This is a genomic window from Sorangium sp. So ce131 (assembly GCF_051519095.1).
Taxonomy (GTDB): Bacteria; Myxococcota_A; Polyangia; order Polyangiales; family Polyangiaceae; genus Sorangium.
In genome coordinates this window covers 6,551,791-6,569,593 of sequence record NZ_CP150455.1, presented here as the reverse complement: position 1 = coordinate 6,569,593, position 17,803 = coordinate 6,551,791, and the positions used below count along the sequence as shown (strand labels likewise).

Here is a 17,803-nt window from a genome sequence, read left to right as displayed (position 1 = left end):
ACCCCTCCGGCCACGCCGGATGGACCGCCGCGACCGGGGCGCCAAAGAGGCGTCCCACGTCGCCCGGAGCGCGCTCTCTGCCGGCGCGCGCCGGGCGCAGAACGAGGCTCGGGGGAGCGCCTCAGGCGCTCATCGAACCCCGCGCGTCAGACCTGCCGGTGCTGGAGCGAGCCGACCCTGCGCCCGATCTCCAGGAGGCGCGACAGGAACGCTCCCACCTCCTGGTCCGTGAGATCGGCGAGCGACGGCTCTGCCTTCCTGAACCCCTCCAGGCTCATCTGACTTCCCAGGAGGCCCGGCGACGCCGCCGGGCCGTCCTTCGGCGATGCACCTCGCGCGGGCCGGAAGTCGCGGACCTCGGTGCGCGGGATGGGACGTGTGGAGTTCGTGAGCGGGAAGATCAGGTGAAAGACGTCGTCGTGCCGCAGTATGTCACAAAGCCGCCGCAGCGCGACATCGATGGACTCGATGGCCCGGTCGTCGAGGTGGATCGACGGATGGAACCGGAGGAGGTTGGTCGCGCTCCCCGTCGGCGCCACGCGGATCCGGTGCGTCTTCAGCAGGTACCCCGAGAGCAGGTACCCGAAGAGCTTGAACTGGGCCAGGGTCCTGAGGAGCGGCGAGCCCGACTCGAGCGGCGGGAAGAACTCCAGCGCGAGGAACAGCCCTCGCCCGCGCACCTCCTTCGTGAGATCCGGATACGACGTGTGGATCCTGTCGAACACCGCCCGCAGCCGCCGCCCGGTGGCCTCGATGTGCCGGTACGTCGCGCCGCCGTTCTCCTCCAGGATCTCGAGGGCGGTGCGCGCCGCCCGGCACGACAGGTCGTCCTCGGCGAACGTCGAGCTGTGGTGCAGGGCGAAGTCCTGCTGGTACAGCGAGGCGCGGAACATGACCGCGGTGATCTTCGCGACGCCGGCGCCGAGCGACTTGCCGAGGACGTAGTAATCCCCCTTGAGGCCGATGCAGCTGGCCGCGAAGAAGCGGCCGGTGCGCCCCATGCCGCTCTGGATCTCGTCGAGGATCAGCGGGCACCCCTGCTCGTCGCAGAACCGCCGCAGGGCCGCGCCGAACTCGGACGACACCTCGAGGACGCCCGCCTCGCCCTGGATGGGCTCGACCAGGACCCCGGCGACGGCGGACAGGCTGCGCTTGTACAGGCTCACCGCCCCGCCCTCGACCTTGAGCCCGTAGAGGTCCAGGCTCTCCTCGCGGGAGAGCTCGCCCTTCAGCGCCTCGAGGGCGTCGAGGTCGTTCAGGGGGAGGAACCTCGTGTTCAGGCCGAGGTTGCGGTACGGCGGGCGGGCGGCGTAAGTGAGCTGGACGCTCGCCACCAGCCTGCCGTGGAACGCGTGCTCCAGGCCGACGAAGATCGGGCGCCTCGTCAGCTGCGCCTGGTTGTGGGCGAGCACGCGGCCCGCGAGCTCCTCGAGGCTCCTCACGCGGCCGAACTTCGACGCGATCGACGCGTGCTCGAGCTGGCCTTCGGGCATGGAGATCTCTCCCGCCCGCGCCGCGCGCTGCACCTCCTCGAGCTCCGGGCGCAGCGCGTCCCACGCGGCCAGGAGCTTCGACATCCGGGTCACCTCCGCGTGCTTCAGCGCGCACTCGATCGCCTCGGCCCCGCTGTTGGCGAAGTGCACGACGAAGCCCTCGTCGATGCCGGAGTCTCGACGAGCGACCTTCACCAGCGTCTCGGCGAGCAGCCCCGCCTCTCGCCGGATCGAGAGCTGCGCATGCACGACCATCCCGTCCGCGAGGGCCTCCCGCAGGTCGGCGATCACCCGCGGATGGTTGTGCCCGAAGAGCAACGAGCCGTTGCCTCCGACCACGTCCAGGACCTCGACCTCCTCGCCGGACTGGTCGCGCAAGTAGACGTAATCCCCCTTCGCCCGGTGGTAGATCACGTCCAGGCCCATCGTCGCGAGGCTCTCCGCCAGCCGCGGTTTGACGAGCTGCCTGTACGCCAAGGAGTCTCTGGAGTCGCTCATGTTCATTCGCCCTTCCCGATGATGCTGCCAGCCAGCGTGCCCCCTCGATGCGACGCGCGGGTCACCGCGCTTCGGCGCTCAGCGTCGGAGGCGGCGCCGGGCGTCGGTCGAGGTCGGAGAAGAAGAAGTGGAGCAGCTTCCTCTGGCTCTCCGAGCCCTCGCGCCAGAGCTTGAACGCGGTCTCGATCGCCACCATGCCCACGACGCTCAGCGGGCTCCCCGCGAACCGCACGTCCTGGTACGGCTCGCAGATCGGCTCGAAGCCCACGTGGGTGTAGAAGTGCTGGAAGTTCCCGCTCGCGTCGGCGAAGAAGTCGCCCAGGATGTGGGTCGCCCTCAGCTTGGTGATGCTGTGGAGCAGCCCGTGGCGCATGAGCTGCATGCCCACCCCCTGCGAACGGACCTCCGGCGCGCTCACGAGGTGGCCGAACTCGACCAGGCGAGCCCCCTTGGCGCGGTACTCGTCCAGGTTCACGGTCAGCTTCGCGGTCGACTCGCACGGCAGCCCGAGCGCCGAGTCGCGGATGATCTTGACCGCCCCGATGGGGATCGCGTCGCTGTAGGCGACGAAATAGGTCCCGTACTCGTCGTACTTGTCGAACGTCTCCTTCGTGTCGTCGACCGAGTTCAGGCGCCCCTGGTCGTCGACGTACACGCGGTCGCGCAGCGTGATGACGTCGCGCATGCCCGCTTCGGAGTTGATTTCGCGCACCGTGATTTCGTTGACCGTGAGACGCTCGGATTTCATGTTCTCTCCTCTGTTGCTGCTGAACCCTTTGAATCTTTTGCGCGGCTTACGCTCCCCGCCTGGCTCGCGGCCGGGGGAGCGGACGCTGGCAGATCGGCGAGCGGGATCGGCCCGCGCAGCTGCCGGAGCGCCGACGCCACGAAGCCGCCGTCGAAGACGAGCCCCTCTTCGCGGGCCTTCGCCGGCAAGGACCTCCAGGGCAGGCTGGGATAACGATGATGCAGCCCGTGGTGGTTGAAGTGGAGCACGAGCCACGACGGGCCGAGCTCGTGGTTGCGGGCGGGCTGCGGCGCCTCCGGGAGGTTGCGCGCCGTGCCGTAGTGGTAGGCGTCGTCGAAGAAGGACACGAGGAGCGCTCGGCCCGACAGCGCCGCGACCAGCACCCACACGTCGTGCCGGTAGAGCCAGAACGACGCGGCGAGCAGCGCGAGGCTCAGCGCGGCGTCGGTGCGCGCCTCCCCGAGGGTGTCCTTCCGCGAGAGCGTGGACTGGATCCGCTTGCCCATCTCACCGTCGCCGATCATGTCGCGGATGACCCGGTCGCGCCGGCCCTGCGGCAGCCAGACGATGAGGCACGCGAGGACCTCGCTCCAGTACCGCCCTGCCAGCACGGTGTAGTAGTGGTGGACCGCCGCCTTGAGCCACGATGTCCGCGCCGGGTCGTAGGCCTCCGCGTAGTCCTCCACGCGATTGTACCTGTGGTGCAGGAGGTGGACGAGCCTGAGGACCGCGAACGGCGACCCGTGGAGGACGCTGAGCAGCCGCGACACCCGGTCGTTGGTGTCGCGGGCCGGGTGGAGCATGTTGTGGATGCCCTCGTGAATGAGCACCCAGGAGGGGTAAGAGAGGGCCACCGAGACGACCAGCGCGGCGATCGCCGCCGAGGGCTCGGCGAGGAGTCCCAGCGGATACAGCACCAGAAAATACGCCTGCGAGACGCCGAAGAGCGCCGCGAGCAGCAGGTTCAGCCGCGCGGGGATCAGCGCCTTGTAAGACCGCGACGCCGCGGTCGCCGCGCCGGGAGGCGAGGCCTGGACCTCGGCCGGCGCGTCCGACGGACGCTCGGCCGACGTCAGCCTCGCCGATGCCACGAGTTCAGGCGAGCTCATAGGCCCCGGCCCATCGCGAGGAAGGCGCGCTCAGGCAGCCATCCCCTGCGAGCAATGAAGCGCTCATGCGACTTAGCAAGTTTCATCTCGTAAAACCGCCTTCACGTCGTTTGGTTGAACCGTATCCGGGCGATCGCCGCGACGAGCCGGCGCCACGCCGGCCCCCGCTCGTGGGACCCGCTCTCACGGGGCCTCACATCGGTCGTCGGGGATCGGCCGGGAACGACGCCGCGGCCCTCTCCATTCCAGGTCGTGCGGGCTGCGCCGTCGCGCGCGTCATGTCGTCAGCTTCAGCCTCTGCTTCAGCCTCAGCTCCAACGTCAGCAACGCATGTGCCAGTTACCCCGCCGATCCCCCCGGATCCTCGTCTCAATGCGTCTGTTGCGAAAACTGGCGAAGCACATGGCCCCAGCTTCGAACGACATGCGGCGCCGTGGCGCTCACGAGAGCCGCAATCTAGACCACATCGAGACAATAACAAGCGTCAAATTGTTGCTGCGGGTGTCGATCAGCGAATTGGGCGGCGAATCGGGCAGCGAACTGGGCAGCGAATCGGGGAATCGTCGATTCGTATTGGATCGTCGGCCCGCCAGAGCAGCGTATTCGGTGAACCGGTCGAGCTTTGTAAAGCAATGTTAAGTATTGTTTGGTTTTAGCGGGGTGCGAATGATCTGGCCCTGTGTCGACCCCGTGTGTGCGTTAGGGGCAGCGGCCGTCTGGATGCAGCCAGGCTCGAATTCTGCCGTGTGTTGCGCGGCTGCGTCGGATGCGCTCGCGCTGGCGTTCTGCGTGGCTGAAGAGTTGCGAGGTCATGCGAAGCGCGGTTCCCTCTCCATCTGCTGATCTGGTGCTGATCCGGTGTTGCTTACGGCCCATCCGACCCGTGCAAATGGATGAATTCGCTCGCCTCGCTCGGCCGTGCTCGGCACTTCCATACGAAGTCTCGGGCGCTGGGCGCTCCAGGCGATCGACCCCTGAATGGCTCGGTCGGGGTGTGTGGGCAGGTGGGCCATCACGCAGGAAGGCGTGGCTTCGTCGATGAGGTAGGTGGCGAGAACATTGCGACCATGTCGTATTGTTTCGAGATTGTTACGAGCTCGCGTCTTGTGAGCTGCGGTCGACCGGCGGACAGCCGGCCCTGATCGGGAGGGACGCGCTCGACGCGCTCGAAGGAGCGCGCGAGGTTCAGCGCTTGGCCGCCGCCCGGCCTGCGGCGTGTGGTCTCGGCGCTCTGTGGCCAGCGCGGCTCGCTCTACGAGCGTCGTCTACGAGCGCCGTCGTCCCGAGAGGACGACGCTCTACGAGGTCGTGCGCGACGACGTGGAGATGCTTTACGGAGCCATCGAGTACGACGCCATCGCCATCCGGATACCCCATGGGCGCCGCCACGCGCTCGATTGCGCGAGAGTTCGCTCAGTGGGCAACTCCTCGCTCATCAGGAGCACCCCGGAACCGTCTGGATCTGCGCTTGATCGGCCGATCTACGCGAGCGAGCGGCTGGGTACGACGGTTGCTCTGCGGCACGCCGGCCTTCCGGTCGTGGCCGGCATGGCTGAAGCGGCTCCGTAGCGTACAGCGAGGGAACATGTCACATCTCATGCGTTGCGCAGGCAACACGGTCATCTCACGTTCGGCATTGCTGGGTACAGCGACGCTCCTCCAGCTCGCGGGCGCCGCGGCGCTCACCTGGTCGACGCCCGCGCTGGCGATCGACGACGACCCGCCGGGGGAACAGGAGCCATCGCCCTGCCTCCAGCAGGTGAGAGCGTCGTTCTCTGCGTCGCCGTCCACCGTCACGCTGGGGCAGAGCACGACGCTGCGCTGGAGCGTGACGGGCTGCCCCTCGGCCACGAAGAAGATCACGGGCGTACCCGGCACGGTCGCGGCGACGGGCTCGCAGGTCATCACGCCGAAGGCCAACGGCACGTGGACGCTGACGGTCCGCCTCGGCGGCGCATCCAGATCCTGGAGCGTCCCGGTGAAGGTCCTGCTCCCGAAGGACGAGCACGGGCGGATCAACGTCACGATCACGTCGAGCGACCAGGTGGCCACGTTCGTCCAGGCGATCAGCAGCGAGGAGAGCACGAACGCCGTGGTCCACATCCAGAACCACGTCAGCCTCGATCTGAGCCATCGAGAGAACATCCACCTCTATCCGGGCGTGCAGATCCTCGGCGGGCGCACCGCGAAGGACCCCGGCCCGCTCCTGTTCACGACGACGTACCCCAGCCGGCTCTTCGTGATCGGCGATTACCTGGACACCGACAACGTGCGGATCAGCGGGATCCGGCTGCAGGGGGCCGACCAGTCCGTCGCCGAGGAGAGCAGCCCCAGCTCCGTCGGGATCTCCGTCAACTCGAGCCTCAACGTCGAGATCGACAATAGCGATCTCTCCGGCTGGCACGTCGCTGCCCTGGTCGTGAAGGACCTCCGGGAGCGGATCTCCAAGAACAACGGCGTGGGCGCCGTGCGCATCCACGACAACGCGATCCACGACAACCAGCGGATCGGCGAGGGGTACGGCGTGGAGGTGGGCGATGGGGCGTACGCGCTGATCGAGAGGAACATGTTCAACAACAACCGCCACGCCATCGCGGGCGACGGCGAGCACGGGACCGGGTACTTCGCCTACCGCAACTTCGTGGGATCCGGCGGCGGCCAGCACGAGGTCATCTTCGGGATCGACGTCCAGACGCACCAGATCGACATGCACGGCCAGGACGATTGCTGGGGCGCCGACGGCTACTGCGGCATCGCCGGCCAGTACATGGATGTCCGCTACAACGCGATCCACTACACGGCGGGCCTCGGGATCTTGCTGCGCGGGTCGCCCACCGATGGAATGGAGGTGACCCGCAACGCGTTCGCGCATACCGACGAGTGGGGGCACTTCTTCTGGGACCGGGGCGCCGCGATGGCGCAATCGGACTCGGTCCCGGGATACGGCGGCCTCGACCACTGGGACAACACCTTCGGCGCCCGGATGACGGGCTTCGGCAGCATCTGCGACTTCGACGGCGACGGGAACAACGACACCTTCTCGGCGGACGGCGCGAACTGGTGGTACTCCGTCGGCGGCGCGGTGAACGGCTTCAACGGCTACCGGTACCTGAACGCGTCCACGCTGGGCGCGTCGGAGCTCGACTTCGGCGACTTCGATCGCGACGGCAAGTGCGACGTGCGGGTGAAGGCCGATGGGCGGATCTCCTCGGGCGGCACCGCGCCGCTTGCGCGGTCCCAGACCACGGACATCCTCCTGCGGAACGCCGCCCGGGAGGTGCGGATCGTGCACATGGAGAACGGGGTGATCTCGGGCCAGACCGACACCGACGCCATTCCGCCGAACGCTCGGGTGCTGGGCACGGGCGATTTCGACGGGGATGGCGACAGCGACATCCTCTGGGAGGAAACGCAGGTGACGTCAGGCAGGGTCGTTATCTCTTTCCTCCAGGATGGGCTCATCGTCGACGAGCTCAACCCGGGCTACGTGGCGCCGGGCACCGCGCTCCAGGGCATCGCCGACTTCGACGGCGACAGAGCGTCCGACGTCCTGTGGCGCCTCCCGGACGGCAGCCTCGAGATGTGGCTCCGGCCGAAGGCCGCGGGCGACGTCGGCTACCATGCGACGCCGAGCTGGCGCAATCAGGGCGGCGTCGTCGGACCGGACTGGCAGGTCAAGGCCGTGGGCGACTTCAACGGCGATGGGTACGGGGACATCGCGTGGCGCCACGACAACGGGCAGGTGTCCGTCTGGCTCATGGTCGGCAGCATCTACACCGGGGAGTTCTATCCTGGCGGGCAGAACCCAGGCTTGACCTGGACGATCCAGGGGGTGGGTGATTTCAACGGAGACGGCAAATCCGACCTCCTGTGGCGGTACGTCGACGGCGCGCTGGCGATCTGGTTCAGCGGCTCCGATTGGGGCGCGGGCTACCCGACGTGGCAGAACATCCCCGGCTCCAATCCTGGTCTGGAGTGGCAAGTCCAGGGCGTGTCCGATTTCAACCAAGATGGTCGCTCCGACCTCCTCTGGCGGCGCACCGATGGGCTCGGCGCGATCTGGCTGATGAACGGCGCTTCACACGCCGGAGAGCCGCCGACCCACACCATCGACGCGAGCTGGCAGACGCAGGGCCTGCTGCCGCGCCAGTGAGGTGCGTGCTCCGGCGCCGCTTCCCCGAGCTCGCGCCGGCGCTCCGCGGCGTCGAGAAGGCCCTCGCGGGCCTTCTCGGTGAAGCGGTGCTTCGTGCGGTGATCCCGCGCCGGCCTACCACGGCGGCGAGCGCCTTGAGCCCCTTCTTCTCGAGATCTCGGGCCTGCCGCACGAACAGGTGCACCCCATCGAAGCTGCCGCGCGCGGCGGTCGCGACGGAGGCGCCGTCCGGCAGCGGATCGAGCGACCCCGCGTAGCCGTCGGGGGCGTCGAGGAGGAGGATGCGGTGATTGGGCTTGATCTGGAGCTTCTTCGCGAGGGCGCTCGGCGTCACGGTGGCCTCCGGGGACGGAGGGTATCAGCACGCGCGGCGGCGCGGGGAGGGGCGTTACCAGAGGTTCAGGGTGGCCGCAGCCGTCAGGAGGGGTAGCGGCGTGAGCACCGCCACGAAGAAGACGATGACGTCGACCTGCGCGATCCGCGCGCGCCCTCGCGCGAGGTGCTCGTCCTGCGCTCCGGCGATGATCTCGCCTTCGACCACAGCCCCTCCCCGGTAAGCGCCTTCGGAGCTCGGCCCGAGGACCAGGACCGGTCCGACCGGCAGGCCGCGGTCCCCGGCGCGCACGGGAGGCGAGCCGTCCTCGAAGGCGAGCCAGCCGTTCTGCTCGAGCACCGCGATCCTCGCGCTCGCGATCCGCGCGAGCGCGCGACGGACGCGGCGGCGGTAGCCGAGCAGCGCAGCGGCGAGGAGCACACCGCCGGCCGCGACGGCGATCCAGCGCCTCGGGGCGCTGATCTCGTCCGCGAGGGCGCGCATGCTCGCGGCGGTCTCCTCGAGCGACGGCTGCTCGAGGGCGGCTGTGCCCGCGTCGTCGTCGTGAGGGCTGTTGTACATGGCGCCATCGAACACGAACAGCTCCCTGAGCTCGGGGCCGGGATTACGGAACGATCCATCGGGATCGACGAAGGACGCTTCGCGCAAGACGACCGTCGCGCCGAGGTCGGTCCACATGCAGGAACGGTGGAGTGAAGGGCCGCACGGATCGCGGTCGAAGATCGGATAGGAGCTCTCCCGAGAGAGCCACTGTACGAGGCCGACGTCGAAGGGCTGCCCGGCATGTTTCACCTCGAGGAGGCACCTGCCGACGATGCCGGGGCACAACCGGCGTATGCCGAGCGGGCCGACGGTCATGTCGTAGATGCGCGTCTCGAAGGGCGGTCCAGGCGGGATCGGCGAGCCCTCCTCGATCATCGAGGGCTCCCCTGCGACGGGCGGGATGACGCCGATGCTCGGAAGAGACGCGACGTACCGCTCCGGATCGGTCTTGTGCAGGGCGCGACGGGTCGAGACGGCGACGAGCGCCGTGGTCAGCGCGAGGACGGCCAGGCTCACCGGGTGGAGGGCACGCCACGGCACGCGGGCCATGGGCCTCCCGAGGGCCATGAACAGCAACGCACCGACGGCGCCGGGGAGGGCGGACAGCACGATGACCCCGAGGAGGAGGAGCACGATCCAATCACCCCGTCCGGACTCGATGTAGTCGATGACGGGACGTTTCAGCGCAGACTGGGTCCCCTTGACCAGGAGGTACGCGAGGGGGAAGGCGCCGAGCGGGAGGACGCCGCGCAGCCCCGGGTTGCGGGCCGCGGCGGCGACGCAGAGGAGGGCGAGGATCAGGCCCGCCTCGAGCACGGACGCGCGGAGCTCGGCATGCCGGTGCACGACCACCGCGAACGCGACGCAGACGCCGCCCACGGCGCCTAGGCACCCGGCGTTGGACCTCGAGGGGGGCGAGGCGGAAGAAGGGTGGCTATCGGCCGGCGCCGGCATGAACGCTCCTCGAAGCCCGTCGAGGTGATCCATCGCAGCAGGATCGCCCGGGCTCGGGGGCGCGCTGCGCGCAGCGCGCCCCGGGAAGAGGCGCTTCGGATTGCATACCGGACGCTCCCATGCAGCGCCGCGCACCGTCAAGGAGGTCGCCGGATCGCGGCGGAAGAGCACCGCGGTCCAGCCGGAGGGCGTCACGGCGTCGAGCGAGCCGAGGAACACCAGGCGGAAGGCGGTCTCTCGCGGAGCGCGCGGCGCCCCCTGCCAGCGCCGTGAATGCGGCGGAATGGGCGCGCATCCAAGCGGCAACCAGCAGGAGGACTCCATGAAAGATCTTCGTAACTTGATCCGCTTCGCCCTCGGATCCGTCGTGCTGCTCGCGGCCGAGGCTGCTTGGGCCCAGGTATCCATCGGCGACATCACGATGACGAACAGCTACCCCGAAGGCGACTCCGAGGTGTCCACCACCCACGACACGTTCCTCCTGCGCGTCGGCGCAGCCTCGCCTGACGGGATCTACCTGGTCGAGGCGGAGATCGGGGGCGTGACGGCCGAGCTCGCGCCAGTGGACATCGGCCACTTCGAGGGGAGCTTCGACATCAGCGGCCTCGCCGATGGCCCCCATCTTCTGACGATGCGCGCGTACAACCTGCTCGGCGACGTGGCGACGGTGGAGAGGACCGTGCACCGGTACGCGCCTCCGCTCTTGCGGATGACGAGCCCGCGCCCGCACAGCGTCGTCTCCGGGACCGCGGACATCTACCTGGAGTGCGTCGGGACAGCGCCTTACCCGTGCGAGCGCGCTTGCGCCACCGTCTACAGCCAGACGCGTTCCCTGGGGGACGGATGCTTCACTCGCCCGGCGGACGCCACCTCAGGGACGCTCTACCTCAGGATCCCCCTCAATCGCGCGGTCCAGCCAGGTGAGGTGCTCAACGCCCTCATCTATGGCAGGCTCAGCGTGGGTCCCGAGTTCAGTGAACGGGTCGGACCCCTCTACGCCGAGTCGAGCCCGAAGCTCACCGCCGTGGCGACCGTGCCGGGCCTCATCCTCGACGTCGACGCGACCCGGATCCTGTTCCACGATCGCTTTCAGCGGATCGGCGTGGCCGACCGCGCCACACAGCAGATCACGTGGGTCTCGACGATCCTGCCGGATCCCCCCGGGAGCGTCCCGACCTACGGAGCGCTCACGCCGTCGGGCGCCGTGATCCAGTCGGGGACGGGCCGCATCTTCACGTGGCATGACGGGACATGGCGCAGGATCGTGGCGGACGGCAGGCTGGACGCGGTGAACGGCGACCTGCTCGTGTGGACCAAGAACAGCGAGGACAACGGGTACGTGCACCGGGTGTCGACGGGCATCAACACCTCCATCTGGAACCGGCCGGGGAGCACGTCGCCGTTCCAGGCCGACATCTCGGCGTCCGGCGATGTCTATTACGGCTCGTACGAGGAGCCCTGGATCCGCCGGCTGGGCGTGGGTCGTATCGGGAACCACGCGGGCAACCTGCAGCGGCCGATCACCGACGGGACGAACGTGGCCGGCCGATGGTGGAACGGGAACGTGAGCTCGAGTTACCTCTACACGGCGGGTGGACAGGAGGTGTTCCTGGGCAACTCGATCACCGCGACGTCCGCGGGGCTGCTCCTGCACGCGGGGTACGCGGGCTTCCTGCGGAGCGACGGGGCCGTGAACCAGGTGTGGCTGCGGACCCCGGACGGCGGGCAGCACCAGCTCAGCGCGTTCGCGACGTCGAGCCTGTTCGACCAGCAGAAGCTCCGGATCGGCCATGACGGCATCAGCGACGCCGGAGAGGTGCTGTTCCTCAACGGGGGGAAGCGGTACATCGGCCGCCCGGGCGCGGAGCCCGAGGCGATCAGCAGCGATCTCGGGCACGGGCGCTGGCTCGACGGCAGCTTCCACGTGATCCTCGGCAACACGCTGTTCCAGGTGGCGAGCGCGGCGGGCGGCGGCTCGCGCATCGCGGCGCCGGGCGAGGCGTGGCATGATGCTGAGGTGGTGGAGCCCGGCGGCCGCGAGGAGCTCGCCGCCGGGCTGGCTGCCGACGAGGCGCTCGATGTGGCGCTGGGGAGCCTCCACGAGCCCGACGCCCTGCCGGTGCTGTCGGGCGAGGAGCCCGCCTCCGACGTTGCCGGTGACGTGTCGAACGACGGGGCGCCGGCGGCGCTCGGGTGCAGCGCCGGCGGCGCGGCCCCGCCGGGGAGCGGCGTCGCCGCGCTGGCCGGGGCGATCGCCGGCCTCGCGCTCGCGCGGCGCGGCCGCCGGCGAGGGTAGGACGGGCTCAGCGCCAGCCGGGCAGAGGACCTCCACTGCCCGGGTGGACCGTGTCCGGTGCCGGAGGCAAGCTCAACTACCCCGACCAGACCGTTTCCGGTGCCCGGGGCAAGCTCAACTACCCCGACCAGACCGTTTCCGGTGCCCGGGGCAAGCTCAACTACCCCGACCAGACCGTTTCCGGTGCCCGGGGCAAGCTCAGCTACTCCGGCCAGACCGTGACCGGTGCCGGAGGCAAGCTCAGCTACCCCGACCAGACCGTGACCGGTGCCGGAGGCAAGCTCAGCTACCCCGACCAGACCGTGACCGGTGCCGGAGGCAAGCTCAGCTACCCCGACCAGACCGTGACCGGTGCCGGAGGCAAGCTCAGCTACCCCGGCAGACCGTGTCCGATGCCGGAGGTAAGCTCAACTACCCCGGCAGACCGTGTCCGGTGCCGCTGGCACGCCATGTTTCGCCCCGAGGCGCGTTAGTCTCAGGGCGCAGCGTTCGGCGAAGGACGGGGATCTCATGAACCTCTTGCACCCGCGCCGCATCGCCCCCCGGAGCGGGACGTGAGCGGCTACGAAGACTACGCGCGCCGCCTCACCGGGACCGGCATCCTCACCGACCCCTGGGTCGACGGCGCACCGCGCTTTCGCCAGGCCCCGGTGCTGCTCTCGCCGGCCCAGCGCGACGCCCTGTACGCTGCGGCGGAGGCCGTCACCGAGGCCCACCACCAGCTCGCCATGCGCTGCGCCGTGGAGCCAGCCCTCCTCGACCGCCTCGCCCTCAGCCCTTTCCAGCGGCTCATGTGGATCAGCGCCGCGCCCCGCTGGCACGGCATCGCCCGCGCCGACGTCTTCCTCACCGCCCAGGGCCCCCAGGTCTGTGAGCTCAACAGCGACACCCCGAGCGGCCAGGCCGAGGCGGTCCTCGGCGGGGCGCTCGCCCACGCGGACCACCCCGGCCACGTGGACCTCAACGAGGACCTCGGAACCCGCTTCTGTCAGCTCGTCGCGCAGCTCACGGAGCGCGACACCGGACACGCCCCGCGCCGCGTGGGTATCCTGTACCCCACCGAGATGACCGAGGATCTCTCCCTCGTCTCGCTCTATCAGCGCTGGTTCGTGGACCAGGGCTGGGAGGTGAGCACCGGCTCGCCCTACAACCTCCAGGCCTTGCCTGGCGGGCGCGCCGGGCTCTTCGGGGAGCCCTGCGACGTCTTCGTCCGTCACTACAAGACCGACTGGTGGGGCGAACGCCTGCCAATCTGGGCCTCCGACCCGGGCTACCCCGACGAGGCCCCGCTGGCCCGCGCGCTCGACGTGCTCCTCAGCGCCAGCCTGCGCGGCCAAGCCGCGGTCGTGAACCCCTTCGGCGCCGTGCTCACCCAGAACAAGCGCGCCCTCGCCCTCCTCTGGGAGGAGAGAGACCGCCTCCCCGCTCACACCCAGGCCAACCTCGCCCGCTACCTCCCGTACACGGCGCGCCTGGAGGCGGCCCCCCTGGACGAATTGCGGCGCGAGAAGGATCGTTGGGTGTTGAAATCCGACTATGGCTGCGAGGGCGAGGAGGTGGTGATCGGCAGGGACACCTCCCCGAGCGACTGGGAGGCGGCGCTGCGCCTGGCCATCCCGACGCGCTGGGTGGCCCAGCACTACTTCGAGGCCCAGGGCGAGCGCCCCGGCGAGTCCACGAACTACGGCGTCTACCTCATCGCGGGCCAGGCCAGCGGCCTCTTCGTCCGGCAGCAGGCGGGCCGCACCGACACCCATGCGCAGTGCGCTCCCGCCCTGCTGCTCCCGGGGGACCATGAGCCAAGGTAAGCCCTTCTCGCGCAAGGCCTTCATCAACACGCCGGCCCTGACCGGGGCTCGCTGGTGGCAGGACGAGCTGGAGGCCGATCCCGACCCCTTCAGCCGGCGCAACGCCCTCAAGTCCATGCTCTGGATCGGCGGAGGCGTGCTGAGCGCCGGGCTCCTGGCCAGCCTCGTCTGCAGCGTCGGAGGCCGCGACGACCTCGAGATGCAGAGCGCCGTCGACGCCCTCGAGCTCCAGCGCGAGGAGGGCTGGGACGTGGGCGCCATGGGCAAGGTCCTCCACTTCCCGGGCGCGGTGAGCCACGACGCGCGCGGCCAGCCCCCCGACGGGATGGCGCTGCGGTCGCTCTCGTCCGGGCTCGCCCCCACCCAGGCCGAGCTGACGCCATATTACGTGCCGACCTTGTTCCAGGCGATCACCGACCCGAACAACGCCGCCCTGCTCACCCAGGTGCGCCCCGTCGACACGCCCGAGATGGAGACGGCCTTCGACAAGGCCCGCGCCCTGCTCTCCCTCTTCCAGGAGGCCTCTTCGCCGCGCGATATCGCCCTGGTCGTCGACCTGCCCGGACCTCAGGCGGTCGCGTTCACGGCCGGGCTCGCCGAGCTCTTCGAGCCGGTCTTCCTGTTCGACAACTGGCCCCACCCGGCCGGCGTGGTCCCCTCGCACCTGGTCCTCGGCGCGGCCCTCTTCTATGCCCCGCTGCTGGCGGAGTCGGCCTCCGTGCGTCAGCGCCCCGCGCCCCCGCTCTTCGTCGTGGACAGCCAGCGTCTCAACCCCTACACCGACGATCCGAACACCTTCGACAACCGCTACGTCGCCAAGCTGCCGAGCGCCGAGCGCCTGAAGGCCCTGGGCGTCAAGCACGTCCTCTACATCAACGACCAGGCCGGGCCCGAGCTCCAGGAGGCCGACGACCTCAACGAGGACATCGTCGCGTACCAGGCGGCGGGCGTGGACACCAAGCTCTTGTCCTTGCGCGACTTCAGCCGTGCCTCCTCCGAGGACGAGGACCTGGCGGCCCTGGCGAGCGGGCCCCGCGCTGCGCCGATCCAGAGCTCCGCGGTCGCGCCCCCGGTGCATACGGGCACGCCGCTGATCTTCTTCTACGGCGGCTCGTACCTCTCGCACCCGGCCTTCTGGGGTAACTACGGCTGGTACAGCACCCCGCGCAGCGCGTCCGCGATGCCCCCGGCGCGCCCGGTGTCGCGGGGCGCGGACTTCGCCCCCAAGCTCCGGCCCACGGTCTTCTCCAGCCGCGCGGTGGGCGGAGCCGTGAGCGGGGTCGGCAAGCAGAAGCCCAGCGGCTTCGGGCGCGTTTCTTTGAGCTCCAGCTACCACCCGAGCGCCCCCTCGTACACGGGGGGGCGGAGCGGCTCCTTCGGGCGCGGGGTCTCGTTCGGCGGCTAGGGGAGGGCGCGCGCCGCGCTCTCGAGGACCCCCGGGCCTCACAGGAGTCATCATGGGATACACCTTCTTTGCCATCCAGGTGGTGCTCAAGACCTATCCGGGGGACACCCTGCGGGCCCGGCTGCACCGGATCATCACGGCGTCGCCCTCCGAGGTCTCGCTCGTCGAGAAGCGGGCCTTTTACAAGAACCTGACCAGCGTCCTGAACGAGGGCATGGCCTCCTTCGAGCGGGGCTTCTGGGACCTCATCCGCGGCCGGGACGCCGAGCGCCAGTTCGAGACCTGGTGCAGCGAGATCGAGGGCAGCATGGCCACCGAGCCAGAAGAGATCGACGCGGTCGCGGACGATCTGCACCGCATCTCCAGCGAGAAGCAGTTCGTGATCGCCTCGCTGATCTTCCTCCTCGGAGAGGGGAGCGCCAGCGACGAACTCCTGGGCGAGCGCTGCGACATGCCCGAACGCGAGTACTTCACGCGCCAGACCTTCGGTAAGCTGCTCGCCGCCATCCCGGCGCTGAGCTTCGCCACGGTCAAGGCCGACGCGGTCTACCTCGTCCCGGGCACCGACGAGGACGGGCTCTCCTCGCTGGACCTCGCCGACGAGGGCTACGCCTATCTAAAGCTCCTCTCTTAGAGCGGCGGTCACCCGCTTCGGATACGGGCCCATCTCGACGTTTTCGGTGCTCAGCGCACAGGAGTGCGCTTCCGCGCCGAAAACGCCGATCTGGGCCCGTCTCCTGTGCGGGTGACCGCCGCTCTGGGATGCTGGGAGGACGACCCCTCGGGGTCACGCCGCGGCGCGCGCAGAGAGCTGGGCCAATACACTCACCATCGTGCCCTCGGCCGCCGCGCTTCCTTGTCTTCCCCGCCACGCAACGATCCCATCCGGACGCACCAGCACCGCGCCGTCTGCCTTCACCCCGAACGCCCTTGCCCAGCGCCGCTCGACATCCTCTACCTCGGTCCCGAGCCGGAGCGCCTCCACCGGAAGCCCCAATCGCCTCGCCGCCGCCCGCGCGGCCTCGACCCACGCGGCCCCGTCCTTCCCCGCCAGCAGCACATAGCCGCGGCCGAACAGATCCAGCGTCGACAGCCGCTCTCCTCCCCGCCGGAGCCATACATGCGGCGCCCTCGTCCCCGGGCGTCCCCGCAGGTCGGTCGTCCCTGGCCCGGGAGCCGGGCCGCGCTCCAGGACCACCGCGGCCGACGTATACCCGTACCCCATCGTCAGGTACGGAAACACCTTTCGCATCGTCCACAACATGCCGAGCCCCGGCTTCACCGCGAACAGCCCCCGTTCGTCGTTCATGCTCCCGGCGATCTCCGCCACCGCGCGCCCCACGGGCCGCCGCTCCTCATCGTAGGTCGCGAGGAGCTCCGGCCCCGCGTCGCCGCGCAGCACCGCCGCGAGCTTCCACGCCAGGTTGTGCGCGTCCTGGATCCCGGTGTTCGCCCCGAACCCGCCCCAGGGGGGCATCACGTGCGCGGCGTCGCCCGCGAGGAACACCCGCCCATGCTGGTAACGCTCCGCCACCCGCACCGCGGACTGCCACGGCAAAGCACCCTTGAGCTCGACCTCCAGATCCGGTATCCCGACCCCCTTCCGGATCAACGCGGCGCAACGCTCCGCCGGGAAATCCTCGGGCCGCTCTCCGCGCTCCGGATGATAGGATACGTGAAACACCCAGAGATCCGCGTTGTTGATCGAGACCAGGAGCCCACGAACCTCGGGGTTCTCCACCAGGCACATGCTGAACTCGCGCCCCTTCACCAGCGCGGTGAGGTCCGCGCGGAAGTAGAGGTTGAGCTGATGGGCGAGCACGCCCGCGCCGGTCTGACGGACGCCGAGCCGCTCGCGGATCGGGCTGCGGGCGCCGTCGGCGGCGATCAGGTAATCCGCGCGAACCGCGCGACGCTCCCCGGTCTTCCGGTCGACGATCGCGGCGGTGACCCCGTCCGCGTCCTGCTCGAAGCCGACCATCTCCGTGAAGAAACGCGCGTCGACGCCGCGCTCGCGCGCCGCGTCGAGCAGCACCGGCTCGAGCTCGTCCTGCGTGGCGCGGCAAGGGCCGGTCGGGCTCTTCTTCGAGCCCTGCCCGCTGACCCCTCTGCGGCGGATCCTCTTCAGCAGCCAACCCCCCTCGCCGCGCTCCTCGAGCACCTGCACCAGCGTGGTCCCGGCGTGGATGCCCACGGCCGGCGCGAGCTTCGCCCCCACGCGGCGGACCGCCTCCTCCAGCCCGAGCTCGCGCATCAGCTCCATCGTGCGACCGTTCACCCCGCGAGCCCGGGGGTGGATGCTCGTGCCCGGGTGCCGCTCGACCAGGAGCGCCCGCACGCCATGCTGCGCCAGGAACAGGGAGGCCGTCAGGCCAACCACGCCGCCACCGACGATCACCACGGGAAACCGGTCATCCGGCATGGATGCGCCTCCGTAGAAGTCGAAATTCCGCGAGCGCTCC

11 protein-coding genes are annotated in these 17,803 nt (G+C 69.7%); 6 read left to right on the top strand and 5 right to left on the bottom strand.

All coding sequences use genetic code 11. The features are described from left to right. Positions 1–146: 146 nt before the first annotated feature. The 3 genes from WMF43_RS23970 to WMF43_RS23960 all read right to left on the bottom strand — a co-directional run bounded on the left by WMF43_RS23970 (position 147) and on the right by WMF43_RS23960 (position 3,848). Entirely contained in the window at positions 147–1,991 is a 1,845-nt protein-coding gene (locus WMF43_RS23970; protein ID WP_437683453.1) for an aspartate aminotransferase family protein, read from the bottom strand. A gap of 61 nt (positions 1,992–2,052) precedes the next feature. Beyond that, positions 2,053–2,739, bottom strand: coding sequence for an N-acyl amino acid synthase FeeM domain-containing protein (locus WMF43_RS23965; RefSeq protein WP_437683452.1), 687 nt, complete (start codon positions 2,737–2,739; stop codon positions 2,053–2,055). Then, a complete protein-coding gene (locus tag WMF43_RS23960; protein WP_437683451.1) occupies positions 2,736–3,848 on the bottom strand; it encodes a fatty acid desaturase in 1,113 nt (370 codons plus the stop codon). Before WMF43_RS23960 ends, WMF43_RS23965 begins: the two co-directional genes overlap by 4 nt. Before the next feature lie 1,636 nt (positions 3,849–5,484). Here WMF43_RS23960 and WMF43_RS23955 point away from each other — a divergent pair. Beyond that, on the top strand, positions 5,485–8,001 hold the full coding sequence (locus WMF43_RS23955; protein WP_437683450.1) for an FG-GAP-like repeat-containing protein: 2,517 nt from the start codon (positions 5,485–5,487) through the stop codon (positions 7,999–8,001). 388 nt (positions 8,002–8,389) lie between these two features. On the opposite strand, the gene WMF43_RS23950 is transcribed toward WMF43_RS23955, so the two are convergent. Then, positions 8,390–10,051: a hypothetical protein gene (locus WMF43_RS23950; RefSeq protein WP_437683449.1), complete on the bottom strand. Its 1,662-nt coding sequence runs from the start codon at positions 10,049–10,051 to the stop codon at positions 8,390–8,392. Between the two features lie 103 nt (positions 10,052–10,154). On the opposite strand from WMF43_RS23950, the gene WMF43_RS23945 reads away from it, so the two are divergent. From WMF43_RS23945 to WMF43_RS23925, 5 genes are all read left to right on the top strand, one after another. Further along, a complete protein-coding gene (locus WMF43_RS23945) occupies positions 10,155–12,128 on the top strand; it encodes a hypothetical protein (protein WP_437683448.1) in 1,974 nt (657 codons plus the stop codon). A gap of 50 nt (positions 12,129–12,178) precedes the next feature. Continuing rightward, positions 12,179–12,601 carry a hypothetical protein gene (locus WMF43_RS23940; RefSeq protein WP_437683447.1) on the top strand — a complete coding sequence of 141 codons (423 nt, stop codon included), beginning with the start codon at positions 12,179–12,181 and terminating at the stop codon, positions 12,599–12,601. 81 nt (positions 12,602–12,682) lie between these two features. Beyond that, a complete protein-coding gene (locus WMF43_RS23935) occupies positions 12,683–13,936 on the top strand; it encodes a glutathionylspermidine synthase family protein (protein WP_437683446.1) in 1,254 nt (417 codons plus the stop codon). Beyond that, entirely contained in the window at positions 13,923–15,341 is a 1,419-nt protein-coding gene (locus WMF43_RS23930; protein ID WP_437683445.1) for a hypothetical protein, read from the top strand. Before WMF43_RS23935 ends, WMF43_RS23930 begins: the two co-directional genes overlap by 14 nt. 52 nt (positions 15,342–15,393) lie before the next feature. Next, the gene (locus WMF43_RS23925) at positions 15,394–15,975 is read left to right on the top strand and encodes a hypothetical protein (RefSeq protein ID WP_437683444.1); all 582 of its coding nucleotides are present in this window, start codon (positions 15,394–15,396) and stop codon (positions 15,973–15,975) included. A gap of 153 nt (positions 15,976–16,128) precedes the next feature. On the opposite strand, the gene WMF43_RS23920 is transcribed toward WMF43_RS23925, so the two are convergent. Further along, positions 16,129–17,763 carry an FAD-dependent monooxygenase gene (locus WMF43_RS23920; protein ID WP_437683443.1) on the bottom strand — a complete coding sequence of 545 codons (1,635 nt, stop codon included), beginning with the start codon at positions 17,761–17,763 and terminating at the stop codon, positions 16,129–16,131. Positions 17,764–17,803: the final 40 nt, after the last annotated feature.